At 42.1% G+C, this 14,141-nt stretch carries 14 protein-coding genes and 1 pseudogene; 2 read left to right on the forward strand and 13 right to left on the reverse strand.

All coding sequences use genetic code 11. The features are described from left to right. Positions 1–472: 472 nt before the first annotated feature. Positions 473–2,281: a menaquinone biosynthesis decarboxylase gene (locus CVT14_RS05785; protein WP_021089856.1), complete on the reverse strand. Its 1,809-nt coding sequence runs from the start codon at positions 2,279–2,281 to the stop codon at positions 473–475. A gap of 116 nt (positions 2,282–2,397) precedes the next feature. Between CVT14_RS05785 and CVT14_RS05790 the strand changes: the two genes are divergently transcribed. Beyond that, positions 2,398–3,120 (forward strand): lecithin retinol acyltransferase family protein, encoded by a 723-nt coding sequence (locus CVT14_RS05790; protein WP_021085578.1) that lies wholly within the window; start codon positions 2,398–2,400, stop codon positions 3,118–3,120. Between the two features lie 180 nt (positions 3,121–3,300). On the opposite strand, the gene CVT14_RS05795 is transcribed toward CVT14_RS05790, so the two are convergent. Genes CVT14_RS05795 through CVT14_RS05840 form a run of 10 tightly spaced genes read right to left on the reverse strand, consistent with a single transcriptional unit; the run spans position 3,301 to position 10,591 of the window. After that, positions 3,301–3,666 carry an Imm10 family immunity protein gene (locus tag CVT14_RS05795; protein ID WP_021089775.1) on the reverse strand — a complete coding sequence of 122 codons (366 nt, stop codon included), beginning with the start codon at positions 3,664–3,666 and terminating at the stop codon, positions 3,301–3,303. 2 nt (positions 3,667–3,668) lie between these two features. After that, on the reverse strand, positions 3,669–4,598 hold the full coding sequence (gene hemC / locus CVT14_RS05800; protein ID WP_021089850.1) for a hydroxymethylbilane synthase: 930 nt from the start codon (positions 4,596–4,598) through the stop codon (positions 3,669–3,671). Between the two features lie 8 nt (positions 4,599–4,606). Then, the gene (locus CVT14_RS05805; RefSeq protein ID WP_021089852.1) at positions 4,607–5,038 is read right to left on the reverse strand and encodes an FxsA family protein; all 432 of its coding nucleotides are present in this window, start codon (positions 5,036–5,038) and stop codon (positions 4,607–4,609) included. Further along, entirely contained in the window at positions 5,035–6,735 is a 1,701-nt protein-coding gene (locus CVT14_RS05810; protein WP_021089844.1) for a proline--tRNA ligase, read from the reverse strand. The genes CVT14_RS05805 and CVT14_RS05810 overlap by 4 nt, the downstream gene beginning before the upstream one ends. Further along, positions 6,725–8,008: a glutamyl-tRNA reductase gene (gene hemA / locus CVT14_RS05815; protein ID WP_002940193.1), complete on the reverse strand. Its 1,284-nt coding sequence runs from the start codon at positions 8,006–8,008 to the stop codon at positions 6,725–6,727. Before hemA ends, CVT14_RS05810 begins: the two co-directional genes overlap by 11 nt. Further along, complete coding sequence (locus CVT14_RS05820) at positions 8,008–8,901, reverse strand: polyprenyl synthetase family protein (RefSeq protein ID WP_107849919.1); 894 nt, start codon at positions 8,899–8,901, stop codon at positions 8,008–8,010. Before CVT14_RS05820 ends, hemA begins: the two co-directional genes overlap by 1 nt. A gap of 10 nt (positions 8,902–8,911) precedes the next feature. Next, positions 8,912–9,343: a hypothetical protein gene (locus CVT14_RS05825; protein ID WP_021089858.1), complete on the reverse strand. Its 432-nt coding sequence runs from the start codon at positions 9,341–9,343 to the stop codon at positions 8,912–8,914. Continuing rightward, positions 9,336–9,590 (reverse strand): DUF2018 family protein, encoded by a 255-nt coding sequence (locus tag CVT14_RS05830; protein ID WP_107849920.1) that lies wholly within the window; start codon positions 9,588–9,590, stop codon positions 9,336–9,338. Before CVT14_RS05830 ends, CVT14_RS05825 begins: the two co-directional genes overlap by 8 nt. A gap of 48 nt (positions 9,591–9,638) precedes the next feature. Beyond that, positions 9,639–10,262, reverse strand: coding sequence for an HAD family hydrolase (locus tag CVT14_RS05835; RefSeq protein ID WP_107849921.1), 624 nt, complete (start codon positions 10,260–10,262; stop codon positions 9,639–9,641). Further along, on the reverse strand, positions 10,259–10,591 hold the full coding sequence (locus tag CVT14_RS05840) for a hypothetical protein (RefSeq protein WP_107849922.1): 333 nt from the start codon (positions 10,589–10,591) through the stop codon (positions 10,259–10,261). Before CVT14_RS05840 ends, CVT14_RS05835 begins: the two co-directional genes overlap by 4 nt. Before the next feature lie 106 nt (positions 10,592–10,697). On the opposite strand from CVT14_RS05840, the gene CVT14_RS05845 reads away from it, so the two are divergent. Continuing rightward, the gene (locus CVT14_RS05845; protein ID WP_021089776.1) at positions 10,698–11,969 is read left to right on the forward strand and encodes an O-acetylhomoserine aminocarboxypropyltransferase/cysteine synthase family protein; all 1,272 of its coding nucleotides are present in this window, start codon (positions 10,698–10,700) and stop codon (positions 11,967–11,969) included. A gap of 38 nt (positions 11,970–12,007) precedes the next feature. Here the strand turns inward: CVT14_RS05845 and CVT14_RS05850 are convergent, their stop codons facing one another. Together CVT14_RS05850 and CVT14_RS05860 are read right to left on the reverse strand one after the other, a co-directional pair. Then, positions 12,008–12,187: a hypothetical protein gene (locus CVT14_RS05850; RefSeq protein ID WP_021089801.1), complete on the reverse strand. Its 180-nt coding sequence runs from the start codon at positions 12,185–12,187 to the stop codon at positions 12,008–12,010. A 493-nt stretch (positions 12,188–12,680) separates the two neighbouring features. Beyond that, positions 12,681–14,123, reverse strand: a pseudogene (locus CVT14_RS05860) (potassium/proton antiporter); the annotation flags it as partial. Positions 14,124–14,141: the final 18 nt, after the last annotated feature.

Consider the following 14,141-nt stretch of genomic DNA (forward strand, 5'->3'; position numbering starts at 1 on the left):
AGACATGTTGAAATATAGCCAGTTTTCAAGCCAACCAGAAACCCAGAAACCCAGAAACCCAGAAACCCAGATAAACAGATAAACAGATAAATTTAACTAGAAATTTTCATAAAAATGGCAAGAAATTTTATACTACGATATAAAAATGGCCTTAAACTAAGTCATTTTTAAGTGCAAAAACTAATCTTTTAAATTTAAAAGCAATTTTATCAAGCCAAAATGCTAAATCAAATTTAAAGCTTAATGATTGAGAGCTTTGCATATACGGCGAAGAGCGAACTTGAGCGATCACGCTGGCTTTATGCGCCGATCGAGCCATTCTTAGCGATGGAGACGGCTAGCAAACAGAGGCCAGCATTTCGCACGACTGTGACCAGCATAACCGCTTGAATATAACTACAAGGGTGGGGGGCTGAGCGCATTTTCTTGCCGCTTTTGTGCACGAGCGTGCCAAAGCCACTAGGCTACAACCCTACCCAAATATCTCAAATTTATGAAAAAGCTCTGGTTCATCTTTCACTATGCCTCGCTTCACAAGCTCAGCCACTACTTCGCGCTCGCAGTCGGTTTGCATAGGCCAGCCACGCATGTAGCCCTCTAGCTCACTCTTGCTCGTCGCATCCACGCAGAAATGCTCGCCCTCTGCGTAGATATCACGCAAGGCATCTATGTTATTTGTCACTCGCCAAAGCAGCATATATGGATTTTCTAGGTAGTTTTGCATATCCACGACGACTAAAAGCTTGAAAAACTCCCTAAATTCCAAAAGCTTAGAAAATAGCTCTTTTACAGGGCGATCTTTTTCAAATTTTACCACGCAAATAGGCGTTTTGCTCTGCTTTTTAAACTGCCTAAGCTCCTTAACATTTGGCGAAATACTTTGAAATTTAGCCAAAAGCTCATCGTCACTTAAAACCGCAGGGCTAAATTTACAAAAGTCCTGCGTCGCGTCGACGCCTAGCTTGCCGCCAAAGCACGAGTTTGGACTGGCGTGATCGAGCTGATCGCACACACCTTGGCTTATCAGCACACTCTCACTGCCAAATCTATCAAGCACAAAGTCCGCAAATTTGTCGTATTCTGCTAGCTCTGGTGCATCGCTACCCACAAAGATCGCATGCTTTACAAAGCTCATCTGTCCAACTCCCCAAAAAGCGTGCATCGCCTGCTTTGCGTGCGCTGGATAAAGAGCATTTATCTTAGCTAGGATCAGGTTGTGAAAGACGCCATTTTCAGGCATATTGTAGTCTAGTAGCTCTGGCACGGTCGTTCGCAAAAGCGGCAAGAAAATGCGCTCAGTCGCCCAGCCCATGTATTTATCTTCAAGCGGCGGTTTGCCAACCACGGTCGCGTGAAATACGGGGTCTTGCTTGCTAGTTATCGCCGTGACCTCCATCACTGGAAACGGCTCAACTGGCGTATAAAAGCCAGTGTGATCGCCAAATGGCCCCTCAAACTCGCTCTTAGCAGTATCCACAAAGCCCTCTATCACGTAGTCGGCGTCGTGCGGGACGTAAATTTCATTAGTGAGCGACTTTACAAGCTTGGCTGGCTCTTTGCGGATAAAGCCGTAAAGTAGCAGCTCAAAGACGCCCTTTGGCAGTGGCGCCTGACCGCACCAGATATAGAGTGGATCGCCGCCGATCGCCACAGAGACTGGCATCTTACGGCCTGCGCGCTTATACTCATGAAAGAAATTTGCGCCGTCTTTGTGGATCTGCCAGTGCATGCCAAGGCGATTTTTATCATAAATTTGCAGTCTATACATGCCTAAATTTTGCAACGTGCCGTCTAGACTTTTCGTATAGACCTGCCCCATCGTAATAAAAGCACCTCCGTCATGCGGCCAGGTCTTTAGCGCAGGCAAGCTCAAAAGATCAGCCTGCTCGCCCATAAATTTGACCTGCTGGCACTCGCCCTCGCCCTTTAGCCTTTTGGTAAAAATCTTTCTCATGCTAAAAAGATAGGCCAAAAAGTCAAGCTTCTCTTTGAAATTCTCAGGTTTTTTGGGCTTTAAAAGCTTTTCTATCTCAGCTGCTATCTCATCGGGCTGCACGCCAAATATCAGCTCAAGCGCCCTTTTTGAGCCGTAGATATTTGTAAGTACTGGGGCAAATTTACGCCCAGTTTTTTTGCAGACCGGGTTTGTAAAAAGTAGTGCTTGTGAGCCCTCGCGTTTAACCTCGATGTAGCTAGCGTGCGCGATCTCTAGGTCGATATCCACTGGCTCATCGATCACCCTAAGTAGGCCATTATCTTTTAAAAGCTTGATGTAGTCCATATTTTTCCTTATAAATTTATACTTAGTTATCCAAATTTTAATAAAGTTAAATTTAGCAAATTTGGGCTAAATTTGTCGTTTTATTACGATTTTTAATAAATTTTATAGAGATAGATATGCAAAATTTACCAAAAATAGGCGATCACATCTTCGTAGACAGAAGTGTGCTTGGCGTAAAGCTTTACGAGCATCACGGCATCTACGTCGGAGATGATAAGGTCGTGCATTATAACGGCTTGGCGCGTGGGATCGTGCTTGAAAAAAGCTGTTTTGAGGAGATCTTAAGCAACGTCGTGCCGCTAGATAAACGCAACATCGCAAAGGTAGAGATGACTAGCCTCGAGGAGTTTGCTAGCGGCGATACTTGGCAGATAAAAGAGTATGCAAATGCGCCATTTAGCGGTCAGGAGGTGGCGCTTCGGGCTAAAGAGCGCATAGGCGAGCAAAAATACAACCTACTCATCAACAACTGCGAGCATTTTTGCAGCGAGTGCATATTTGGCGAGCATGTGAGCGAACAGGTGCAAAATGCGAAGCAAAATTCCGCCATTTTTAGCGAGATAGAGCCATATTTGGGGCAGATCATAGGTGAGCTTTTTAGTGCACAGACCAAAGATGAGATCAAAGAAACTCTCGTAAAATCATTTACCGCGCTTGCACAATTTACGAAAGATAGCGCGGAGAAAAAAGCTCGCGAGATGATAAAAGAAAACAGCGACAAGGCAAATTTGCAAATAGAGAAATTTATGGACAAAAATGCCAAAATGAACGCTATGTTTAAAAAGATCGGTGCGGACTTAAAAACAAAGATCGCAAAGGATTTTAATATAAAAATTTAGTCCGACTACGGTTTTGACGCTTGGTCAAATTTAAAAGGCGCTTTTAAATCGCGGCTTTATTTCTCGATATCTTATCCGCGTTTTGGCTTGCAGCATTTAGCACGCTAGGTAGCGTCACGTCTCCTGAAACGGCGGCAAATTTTAGAAAATTTCGTCTTTTTATCTCTAAATTTAAACAAATTATTTTGGTACGCTACACTCTAGCAGCTCGCCAAATATCTCTTTGCTATATCTCATAAAGTGCTCATTAAGCTTAACATCCTCGGTATCTACGCAAATGAGACTATCTTGTATCTCAAAAATGATAGTTTTTTCAGAGATCGTCACCCGCTTGCAAGCGTTATAACAAACATCGCCATTGCACTCTGCATATAGGCCGTTTATGTCGGCGTTTTCGTCGTCGCCCTTTTTTAGTTTGATCGGTCTTTGAAAGATTATGTAGTTTTTGTAGTTATATTTGTCGTCCGCAAGACCGATCATATAGTAGTTGTCTTTGCTATTTTTGGTGGCGTTTATGGCTTTTGCTTTAAAATTTAGCTCAAACACGCTTATGCCATCTCTTCAGCGCGCTTTAAAAGCTCTCTCGCCCCTTTTTCTATAAATTTATGCGCTAGCTCCTTGCCGATGCTTTGAAATTTATCTTTGCTACTCTTTAAGCTATCTTTTATAAACTCGCTTCCATCAGGCAGGCCAACGATCGCATCGATAGAAATTTCATCGCCTTTTAGCCTTGCGCTTATGCCTATTGGCACTTGGCAGCCACCCTCCAAAACGCTTACAAAGTCACGCTCTATGGTCGTTTCTATAACTGCATTTTCATCATTTAAAAAAGAAATCTCATCTAAAATTTGCTTCTCATCTCTAGCCTCGACACCAAGAGCGCCCTGACCCATCGCAGGTATCATCTCGTCAAAGCCAAATGTGTAGATGTGCGCCACTTCAGCCTTGATATTTAGGCGGTTTATGCCAGCCATCGCCAAAATGATCGCGTCAAATTCGCCCTCTTTTAGCTTTCTAAGTCTAGTTTGCACGTTTCCACGAAGCGAGATGATCTCAAGATCAGGCCTCATGATAAGTAGCTGCATCTTGCGGCGCAGGCTCGTTGTGCCAACCTTTGCACCGTGCGGTAGGTCGCTAAATTTAGCAAATTTCTCACTTATCATCGCATCTCTAGTGTCTTCGCGTGAGCAAATGGCAGCTAGTTTAAGCCCTTTTGGAAAGACTACTGGCACATCTTTTAGGCTATGCACCGCGATGTCAGTCTCGCCTTTTAGCATGCTATCTTCAAGCTCTTTTGTAAAAAGCCCTTTGCCGCCGATCTTTGCAAGTGGCGTGTCAAGTATCACGTCGCCCTTTGTCTTCATGCCCTCAAGTACGACCTTCACGCCCTTGTGCTGCGCCTCGATCCTAGCCTTGATATGCTCGCTTTGCCAAAGCGCTAAGATACTCTTTCTAGTTGCTATTTTTATCTCTTTCATCATCTCTCCTAATTTACTCTTTTTGGCTCTTCGATGACCTCAACGTCGATGATCTCGCCATCATCTTTTTTACTGCCCTGCTCGCTAAAATTTTGAAATTTAAACTCCTGATAGCTCTCATTTTTCGCTGCATTTTTCTTAAACACTAAAGAAAAAACGACCACGGCGATACCAAAAATGTCTGTCAAAATTCCTGGCAAAAATAGCAGCGCTCCGCCAAAACTAAGTCCTAACTGACTAAATAAATTTCCACCAAGAAAGCTCTTAAACGCTACTTGAGGCGAATTTAAACTAGAAAATCCAGCATTAAAAAGAAGTGCGATACCAACAAATCCAGAGACCAGCACCTCAAGAAAGTAGTTTAAAAAGCCAAATTTATCTACAAAAAGATAGATAAACACCGCTTCGATCAAAAAAAATAAAAATGCAAAAAATCTCATAAGCTTTCTTTTATCTTTCTAAAGGCGTCGTTTGCCTCTATCGCCTCTTTGTTTAGCCCATCTCTCGTGATAAACTCAACCTTGCCATTTGCAAATTCTTTACCCACGAGCAGCGCGTAAGGAAAGCCGATAAGCTCAAAATCATTCATCTTAACGCCAAATCTCTCGTTTCTATCATCGATGATGACGCTAACGCCAGCTTTTTTGAGGCTCTCATAAAGCTCAAATGCAAATTTCACGCCCGCTTCATCTTTTAAATTTGAGATGATGATCTCCACGTCAAACGGCGCGCACTCTTTTTTCCAGATGCAGCCCTTCTCATCGTGGCTAGCCTCTATCATCACAGCGATAAGCCTGCTGATGCCGATGCCGTAGCAGCCCATCAAAAATGGCTTAGCCTTGCCATTTTCGTCAAGATATGTCGCGTTCATCGCAGCTGAATATTTATCGCCTAGCTGAAAGATATGACCGACTTCGATGCCTTTGCTAAGTTTTAAATTTCCGCCGCAAACTGGGCATTTATCGCCCTCTTTTACCTTTACAAGGTCTTTAAATCTCTCCTCGTTAAATCCGCTAACACTAACGCCAACAAAGTGGTAATCCTTCTCGTTAGCGCCACATATCATGTTGTTTGCGCCCTTTAGCTCGTTATCTATAAAAAATTTCACATCCTTTAGCCCAACTGGCCCGCAAAAACCAGCCACAAGCCCAGCTTTAGCCACGTCAGCCTCGCTAGCATCAACAAGCTCTAGCGCCTTGCAAGCATTTTGCGCCTTTGTCTCTTGAAGCTCGTCATCACCCCTTACAAAAAAGACCACGACCTCTTCTTTATCCTCATAAATCGCCTTTTTCATAACAGCTTTTATGCAGTAAAACTCGCTAACTTTGAAAAACTCCGCCACATTTTTTATCGTTTTTGCATTTGGCGTTAGAAATTTAGCCGCGTCTGCCTCTGGCGCCTCAGCCTCGCTAACTCTTGGTTTGCGTCTTGCAGCCTCAACGTTTGCAGCGTATCTGCAAGCCTCACAGCAAAGTATGTCATCCTCGCCGTTACTTGCAAGCACCATAAATTCTTTACTGCCACTACCTCCTATGGCTCCGCTATCAGCCTCAACAGCTCTAAAATTTAGCCCCAAGCGGGTAAAAATCTTACTATAAGTTGCCTCCATAAGGTCAAACTCACGCTTTAGATCCTCTTTGCTCGAGTGAAAGCTATAACCATCTTTCATCGTAAATTCGCGCCCTCTTAGCAAGCCAAAGCGTGGTCTTGCCTCGTCACGAAATTTAGTGTTTATCTGGTATAAATTTAGCGGTAGCTGCTTGTAGCTAGTTACCTTGCCACGCACCAAAGCAACGGCTGCCTCTTCGTTTGTCGGACTTATGACAAAGTCATTATCCTTTCTATCTTTAAAGCGCAAAAGCTCCTTGCCAAAGACGTTGTAACGACCACTTTGCTTCCATAGCTCGCCTGAAGTGACCACGCTAAAGCTAACCTCCAGCGCGCCAGCCTCGTTCATCTCCTCTTTTACCACGCGTGAAATTTTATCGTGCATGATCTTTCCAAGCGGCAGATAGTTATAAAGCCCAGAGCCGATCTGCTCGACAAAGCCGCCTCTTATCAAAAACTGATGACTTGGTAAAGATGCATCTTTTGGCGCTTCTTTGGTCGTTGGGGCGTAAAATTTACTAAATTTCATCTATATCTCCTGCTTGAAAATTTTGTTCATCTTTTATGTCAAATAAAAATTTAACTCCGTTTGAAAGCTCGCTAGCTCTCTCCTCGTCTGCAAGCCCTTTTAGCTTCATCGTTGGCTGGTGCAAAAAGGCTTTAAAGACCTGATGGATGAGCTTTTGCGCCTCATCGTAATCACTATGTTTTAAATAGCCCTTTTTCATCGCCTTTTCTAGCTCGTTTTTCGCGCAAATTTCAGCCTGTTTGCGGATAGATTTTATAAGAGGCACGCTCATATCTTCTTTTAAAGTCTTTAAAAACTCGCTCGTATCTTGACCGACGATCGAGTAGGCTTTTTGCGCCTGCTCCTCTCTTAGGGCTAAATTTTTACGCACGATCTCCTCTAGGCTATCGACCGTATAGACGCTGATGAGCTCTGTGTTTAAAAGATCGATATCTCTTGGCACGGCGATATCAAAAAAGTATCTGTGAAATTCTCTTGGCTCGATGATCTCGCCTGTGATGATGGCGTGCGGGGCCGCAGTGCTTGAAAAGATGAGATCGTAGTTGTTTACATACTCTTTTAACTTCAAAATGCTATCCCAGCTCGCGTTATCTCCTAGGCTATCAACTAGCTGCTCGACGCGCTCTGAGCTTCTGTTTATGATGATCACTTCTGCACCGCTTGATATGAGGTGCTTTGCTGCTAGCTCGCCCATCTCGCCAGCGCCCACGACGATAGCTGTTTTACCTTCAAGCGTGCCAAAAATTTCTTTTGCCTTTGCCACGGCGACGCTTGAAACTGAGATCGGGTTTTTAGAAATTTGAGTTTCGTTTCTAACCTTGGCAGCGCACTTACATGCGTAGTGGATGATCTTGCTGATATCTTCGCCACATGAGTTATTATCATAGGCAAATTTAAAGGCATTTTTTAGCTGGCCAACGATCTGCGTTTCGCCAACGACTAGGCTATCAAGCGAGCTTGCCACGGCAAATAGGTGGTGTGCAGCACCGCTGTTTTCGTAGATGTCAGCTCTCTCATAAAGCTCATCTTCAAAAACGCCTGAAAATATCGACATACACCTGATGATATGAGCAGTAGCAGCCTTTACATCCTCTACGCTAGCTATGATCTCGACGCGGTTGCAGGTGTTTAGCACCATGCTCTCTTTTATGTTTTTGTTTGAGTTTATCAGTTTTAAAATTTGCTCTTTTTTATCGTCACTATCAAATGCAAGCTTCTCTCTGACCGAAATATCAGTATTTTTATATGTAAAACTTATGTCTAAATAGTGCATCAAAATTCCCTATCTATCATGCTTTTTATGATCCCTTCAAGCTCGGCGTTTTTATACTCTTTTATCGCTTCTATTGCCCCATTACCAAGCCTTTTAGCCTCATTTATAGCTTTGCTAAGTGAGCTAGTTTTATCAAAATTTTCTTTTAGCCACGAAATTTCGTCCGCGTTTAACTTCTTTGCCCAAAGCGATCTAAGCTTTGTTTTACTAGCCTCATCCAGGCTCTTATAAAGATATATGTAAGGAAGCGTTGTTTTGCCCTCGACAAAGTCGTTTAGTGCTGGTTTGCCAAGTGTTTTTTCATCTTGAGTGATGTCTAATATATCATCAACAATCTGAAATGCAAGACCTAAATTTTTGCCATAAAGTCCAAATTTCTCGCTATCTTTGCCAGCTAGCTTTGCCCCACAAATAGCCGTGGCTTCTATCAAAACAGCTGTTTTATAATAGATCATTTTTAGGTATTCTTGCTCGTTTTCGTTAAAATTTTCAGCCATTTTCACATCCATCATCTCGCCGACGCTTAGTTTGCTGACTGCGTCTGAGATGACAGCTGCGATGTTTGGATCAAATTTTGTAAGCTCAAAATAAGCCTTTGAGTAAAGGATGTCGCCTAGCATGACTGAGTTTTTACTGCCAAAAAGTGCGTTTATGCTTGGTTTGCCGCGCCTTATATTTGCCTCGTCTATGACGTCGTCGTGCAATAAGCTTGCAAGGTGGATGAGCTCGATGATAGCGCAAAGCTTAAGTGAAATTTCACTCTCTCCTGCGATCTTTAAGAGAAGTTTTGAGCGTAGCTTCTTGCCTGAGCTTATCTTTAAAAACATCTCAAACGCCTCTTTATAGCCAAGCTCGCTTATAAATTTGCTCATTATTTCATCGATTTTATCCATTTTTATCCTTCTATTTATCCTCGTGCGGATCTCTAAAACCAACATCCACACGCTTGCTCTCATCTAGCAGCGCCACCCTAAAATGCGCCTTTTTGTCCCTAAAATCAATAAATGATATATAAAGGCTCACGCTCTCGTTTGGCGGCATCATAAAATCAGGCAAAACTCGCTGCATGTAGGTGTTTTGTCCTTGTCTTAGCGAAAAGACCATCTGCCTTGGATAGCGCCTAAAAAAGCTTTGCACAGTGATATTTGTGCTATCAAACAGCGTCCAGCGAAAGTCAAACGTCTCAACTCTTTGAGTTTTTTTCTCGGTTATAAAGACCCTCGCCCACTCATCTTTTTTAAGCTCAAATGTATGCACCGAATTTGGGTCAAAATTTGGCTCTTTTGCAAAGACAAGAGCGACAAGCAAAGCAATGAGCGCAAAAATTCTACTCATTTTGGCTTAAAATTTCTCCGCTAAGCTCGATATACAGGTCATTTACTCCGTTATAAACTTTATCTTGCTCTGAGGCTATAAAATTTCTGATCTCGTCCTCATTAACGCCATGCTTTTCGCAAAGCTCGCTCATAGCCACAAATTTCTCAAAAATTTTATCTATCTCGTTTTTAACTAAAACGGCATTTGCGTTAAACAAAATGTCATAAAATTTATCCCTCGCACTGCCCTCAAATATATCTACCATCGCTGTTTCTTTGAAAATTTCTTAAGATTATAGCCAATTAAAACTAAGTTAAAAATTTAATATTATCTCCCAAGCCTCGCTAACATTTTTAGCGTTATACGTGGCAGTTTTGCTCTCCTCGCCAAATCCCCAGCAAACTTGCACATAGGGCATATTTGCATTTTTGGCAGCTAGCTCGTCTTTTAGACTATCTCCAACAAATATCGCCTTGTTGGCTTTAGTTTTACTAACAGCTAGGTGAAGCATCGCAGGATCTGGCTTTTGCGGTATCTCTTTGCTAGCGCCGATAACCTCGTCAAATAGCTCATAAATTTCATTTTTCTTTAAAATTTTCTCTAGCGTATCGTGCGGTGCGTTGCTTGCCAAAACGACCTTATAGTGAGCCTCTTTGCACTTTTGCAAAAGCTCTTTTACGCCATCATAGGTAGTCGCACACTCATCGTAAAATTTCTTAAATTTCTCTTCAAAGCCCTCTTTTAAACTCTTGCTTGGTGTGTCTATGCCGTAAAACTCAAGGGCCAAATTTCTACCTGGCTCATTAATCGCTTTTATGATAAATTCTTTTTCAAGTGGCGGCAAATTTAGCTCATATCTCACTTCATTTACCGTTTTATATATCGCCTCGCCGCTATCGATCACCGTGCCGTCCATATCAAAAATAACTACTTTCAATCCTCATCCTTAAATTTATTTTTATGTTTTTCTTTCTTATATGTCTTTTGATTTTTTAGCTTATCAAGTAGATTTGCCGCCTTTAAAAGCTCCTCTTTTGAGGCATTTTTGATAAGCAAATTTATAAAATTTTCTAGCGCCTTTGAGTATGGCTGGTCAAGATAAACAGCCTCTACTTTTTCGATGACTTTCGCATTTTTCTCCACTCTTTGGCGAAATTCAACCTCGTCAAAGTCATCTCTTTTTAGCCCGTTTATCGCTGATTTTGCAAATTTTTCTAGCGCACGAAGATATTTTACACGCTTAAATTTGTCCGTGACTTGGTTCAAATTTTTCCTTTTTTTTGGCAAATTATATCAAAATTTGATTTTATCCCCTAAATGTTGGCTTTGCTAATGTATAATTTACGTAAAAATTACCAAACAAGGAGCAAAAATGAGGCAAGAAACCGCTGCGATCCACGTAGGCTACGACACAAACGAAGGCTTTGGCACGATGGCTGTGCCTATTTTTCAAAGCACAGCTTATGACTTTGGAAGTGCCGAGACAGCAGCTGCTAGGTTTGATCTAAAAGATGGCGGCTACATCTACACAAGACTTAGCAACCCAACGACAGATATCTTTGAAAAAAGGGTCGCTGCACTTGAGGGCGGAGCCGCTGCGATAGCGACTGCAAGCGGTCAGTCAGCTTTGTTTTACAGCATCATAAATTTAGCCCAAGCAGGCGATAATATCATCATCGCTAAGAAAATTTATGGCGGCACGACAGTGCTTTTTACGCATACGCTAAAGAGATTTGGCATAGAGGCTAGAGTCTTTGATAGCGACACCGCTGATGATCTAGAGGGTTTGATAGATGATAAAACTAGGGCTATATTTTTTGAAACGCTTTCAAATCCGCAAATTTCTATCCCAAATATCGAAAAAATCGTAGAAATCGCAAACAAATATGGCATTATCAGCATCACCGATAACACCGTGCCAACGCCTATCATCTTTCAGCCACTTCGCCACGGCGTCGATGTTTGCGTGCATAGTGCGAGCAAATATATGAGCGGTCAGGGTCTTAGCCTAGCGGGTGTCGTTGTAAGCGCAAATCACCTAAACGAAAAGCTAAAAGGCAACAAGAGATATGAGCACTTTAACGTGCCAGACGCGAGCTATCACGACATCGTTTATGCTGATATGACGGATCGTTTTGACATATACACGCTAAGGATGAGGCTTGCTATCGTGCGCGACATCGGCGCTGTGATATCTCCGTTTAACTCTTGGCAGCTCATACAAGGGCTTGAAACGCTCGCTGTTAGAGTTGAGAGACACTCGCAAAACGCGCTAAAAGTGGCTAAATTTCTAAACTCTCACAAACATATAAAAAGCGTGGCTTATCCTGGACTTGCCGACAACGTAGATCACGCAAAGGCTCAAAAATACTTTAAAGATGGCATGGCAAATGGGCTATTTTGCTTTGAGACTGATAGCTTTGAGCGCGCAAAAAAGATGCTAGAGCGCGTAAAACTCTTTAAGATCGTGGTAAATATCGGCGATACAAAATCGCTCATCACGCACCCAGCCTCGACAACTCACCAGCAGCTAAGCAGCGAAGAGCTAATCAAAGCTGGCATCACAAAAGAGCTGATAAGAGTTAGCATAGGTCTTGAAAACGCCGAAGATCTGATAGCCGACCTAGCCCAAGCCTTAGAATAAACAAATTTCTAGCTCATTTTGGGCTAGAAATTTAAAATTTACTTAAGCTTGCCGCATGTCCTCTCGCACTCTTTTGCGTGCCTTATAAATTTTATAACGATATAGATGACAAGCAGTGGCACGCTTATATACCAAAAGGCAAAAAAGGCGAGTAGAAAAAACATAAATAAGAATGTTGCAAAATATACTAAGACCGCAAGGATGATATTATCAAGCATTTTGCCTCCCATTTTGCTAGTGTTTTGGTGATTTTATAAAAAGCAAAATAAAATGAGACTGAACGGATTTGTTTTTGGCTATAAAATTTGAGCTAAGCGATAAGCGAAGCTAAATTTTAGTAGTCAATTCTTAGGGGTGAGTGGAATTTTGAAATTTGCGCGATAGTAAATTTCTATTTTTAAAAATACAGACCTTAAATTTAAAAACTCTTTTATCCAAAAGGGAGACAAAGGGACTTGAATTACGAAGCCGTCCCCTTATCTCCCTTTAGATCCCTCAATCCCCTCGCACATTCAAGGTGCATGCTCCAGTGCTTCGCACTACATGCAGTTAAAAACTTTAAAATTTTATGAACGAGTAATTTCGGCTCTAAAATTTGAGCTAAGCGGTAAGCGAAACCAAATTTTAGTAGCCAACTCTTGCGAGTGAATGGAATTTTAAAATTTACAAAAAAGAGGTGGCTAAAAACTAAATAAATTTTCAAATTTACTTTCAAGAAGTCAAATACTTAACCGTATCTTGGTAGAGCACTTGGTTTTCGCATTGCACCAAAAGTAGGTCGTTTTCTTCAAAGATAGTCGAGCCAGTTGGTTTTAGATACTCGTTTTTACGCTTTACAAGAAGGATCAAAAACTCACTTGGCAGCTCAAGCTGAGCTAGGTTTTTGCCAACTAGCTTTGAGCCGTAGTGTATGGTGTGCTGGTGAAGCGTGTAGGTAAGGATCGGTGAGTTTACGATGACTTCAGCTGGCGCCTGCTCGCTCTCTTTTACCTTAAATTTATCAGCCGCAAAGCCGATCGACATACCCTGCATCAAAATAGAGATCAAAACCATGAAAAATATAATGTTAAAAATCATACCCGAGTCTGGAATACCATCTACATAAACATAGGTCGCAAGCACGATAGGCACGACGCCTCTTAGCCCAACCCATGAGATGAAAATTTGCTCATTTATCTTAAATTTAGAAAAGGCAAGTGAGGCAAAAACACCAAGCGGCCTAGCAACAAGCATGAGCCATAATGCCAAAATAAGCGCCAACAGCGCAGTTGCAGGAAGTTGTGAGGGATTTACCAAAAGACCAAGCGTCAAAAAGACCACTATCTGCATCATCCAAGCGATACCGTCGTGAAAGCCGATCAAATTTTTCTTATGCGAAAACTCTTTTTTATTTATAAAAATTCCCGCTATATAAACAGCTAGATAGCCGTTTCCACCGATCTTGAAACAAATCGTGTATAAAAGTAGTATCCAAGCGATAGAAAAAACTGGATAAAGTCCCCAGCTCTTTAGGCTAAGTCTGTTGAAAATAGCTGGTAGCGCCACGCCAAAAAGATAGCCCATGCTTATGCCGATGCCAAACTGCTTAACCAGCGTGATCGCCCACTCTGACGCACTTGGAGTGCTATTTAGCGAGATCATCTGAATGATCGTCATAGTTAAAAATATCGCCATCGGATCGTTTGAGCCAGACTCTAGCTCAAGAAGCGGTGCTATGCCATTTTTTAGTGAAATTTTCTTCGCTCTTAGTATGGCAAAAACAGCTGCTGCGTCTGTCGAAGAGATAATGGAGCCTAGCAAAAAGGCTTCCGCCCAGGTAAAATCAAGCAGATATTTTGCTACTGGAGCGATAGCTAGCGCGGTTAAGAAAACACCAAGTGTAGCAAGCGCTAAACCTCTACCAAAGATAGGTTTAATCGCTGCAAAATCAGTATCTAGCCCACCAGCATAAAGTATAAAAATAAGTGCTAGCATGCCGACATTTTGAGCAACCACCTGATCATCAAAATTTACACCCAGCAGGCCGTCTGAGCCTGCTAGCATGCCAACACCTAGAAATATTATTAAAGAAGGAATTCCAAATTTATCAGAGATTTTGCTAAATAAAATGCTAGTTATAAGCAAAACTGCAAAAAATAGTAGTAAATTTTCTAATCATCCTCCAAATTTATC

It is taken from the genome of Campylobacter concisus (genome assembly GCF_003048445.1).
GTDB lineage: Bacteria > Campylobacterota > Campylobacteria > Campylobacterales > Campylobacteraceae > Campylobacter_A > Campylobacter_A concisus_BF.

What these genes read in the sequence shown, in the direction of transcription:
- CVT14_RS05805 (WP_021089852.1), bottom strand. Translation starts at nt 5,038, where the DNA reads ATGAGATTTTTTGCATTTTTATTTTTTTTGATCGAAGCGGTGTTTATC.
- CVT14_RS05830 (WP_107849920.1), bottom strand. Translation starts at nt 9,590, where the DNA reads ATGGTAGATATATTTGAGGGCAGTGCGAGGGATAAATTTTATGACATT.
- CVT14_RS05790 (WP_021085578.1), top strand. Translation starts at nt 2,398, where the DNA reads ATGCAAAATTTACCAAAAATAGGCGATCACATCTTCGTAGACAGAAGT.
- CVT14_RS05825 (WP_021089858.1), bottom strand. Translation starts at nt 9,343, where the DNA reads ATGAGTAGAATTTTTGCGCTCATTGCTTTGCTTGTCGCTCTTGTCTTT.
- CVT14_RS05810 (WP_021089844.1), bottom strand. Translation starts at nt 6,735, where the DNA reads ATGAAATTTAGTAAATTTTACGCCCCAACGACCAAAGAAGCGCCAAAA.
- hemA (WP_002940193.1), bottom strand. Translation starts at nt 8,008, where the DNA reads ATGCACTATTTAGACATAAGTTTTACATATAAAAATACTGATATTTCG.
- hemC (WP_021089850.1), bottom strand. Translation starts at nt 4,598, where the DNA reads ATGAAAGAGATAAAAATAGCAACTAGAAAGAGTATCTTAGCGCTTTGG.
- CVT14_RS05820 (WP_107849919.1), bottom strand. Translation starts at nt 8,901, where the DNA reads ATGGATAAAATCGATGAAATAATGAGCAAATTTATAAGCGAGCTTGGC.
- CVT14_RS05785 (WP_021089856.1), bottom strand. Translation starts at nt 2,281, where the DNA reads ATGGACTACATCAAGCTTTTAAAAGATAATGGCCTACTTAGGGTGATC.
- CVT14_RS05850 (WP_021089801.1), bottom strand. Translation starts at nt 12,187, where the DNA reads ATGCTTGATAATATCATCCTTGCGGTCTTAGTATATTTTGCAACATTC.
- CVT14_RS05845 (WP_021089776.1), top strand. Translation starts at nt 10,698, where the DNA reads ATGAGGCAAGAAACCGCTGCGATCCACGTAGGCTACGACACAAACGAA.